Origin of the sequence: Streptomyces sp. NBRC 110611, assembly GCF_001590865.1 — a bacterium.
Classification (GTDB): Bacteria; Actinomycetota; Actinomycetes; order Streptomycetales; family Streptomycetaceae; genus Streptomyces.
This window is the reverse complement of the sequence record NZ_BBUY01000090.1, coordinates 1-893: the sequence shown is the minus strand read 5'-3', so window position 1 is coordinate 893 and position 893 is coordinate 1. Positions and strand designations below refer to the sequence as shown.

Sequence of the window (893 nt, the reverse complement as noted above, 5' to 3'; positions counted from 1 at the left end):
CTAGGAGCTGTCTTCAAATGTCACGCCCACATCAGGAGCGATGCGAGGGTGACGGCTGCTTGGTAGGACTCGGCGGTCTTGTCGTAGCGGGTCGCGATGCCTCGCCACTGCTTCAGGCGGTTGAAGCACCGTTCCACCACGTTGCGCCGCTTGTAGAGCTGCTTGTCGAAGACCCGGCGGGCGCCCGCCCCGGCTGCCGCGCCGGAGCCGGTTGCGGACCTGGTCGGACCGCTCGGGGATGGTGTGGCTGATGCCCCGGCGTCGCAGCCAAGTCCGGATGGCCCTGGAGCTGTAGCCCTTGTCGCCCAGGACGTGGGCGGGCCGTACGCGGGGCCGTCCCGGGCCGATGCGGGACACCCGGATCTCCTCCATCACGGCGGTGAATTGGGTGCAGTCGTTGGTGTTCCCACCCGTGATCGTGAAGGCGAGCGGGCGACCAAAGGTGTCGCAGGCCAGGTGGATCTTGCTGGTCAGGCCACCCCGGGAGCGTCCGAGGCCGGGGCTGCGGAGCCCCCTTTTCGGGCTCCGGTGGCGTGCTGGTGGGCGCGGACGACCGTGGAGTCGACCGACACCAGCCAGTCGATGTCCCCGGCCGCATCCGCCCGTGCCTGGGCGGCACGGAGCATCCGCTCGAAGGTGCCGTCCAGGGCCCAGCGGCGGAAGCGGGTGTGCAGTGTGTGCCACGGACCGTACCGCTCGGGCACATCCCGCCAAGCGGTGCCGGTCCGGAACTTCCACACGATCCCGTTGAGCACGGTGCGGTCGTCCAACCGCTTCCGCCCCCGCAAGGACTCGGGCAGCAGCGGCCGGACAAACTCCCACTCGGCATCGGACAGTTCATGGCGACGTATCACCCAACCATGATCCACTACTCAAGATCATTTGAAGACACG

At 68.2% G+C, this 893-nt stretch carries 1 pseudogene; it reads right to left on the bottom strand.

Features of this window, described 5'->3' with window-relative positions:
- Positions 1-20: 20 nt before the first annotated feature.
- A pseudogene (locus AZE13_RS35295) lies at positions 21-851 on the bottom strand (IS5 family transposase).
- Positions 852-893 lie beyond the last annotated feature (42 nt).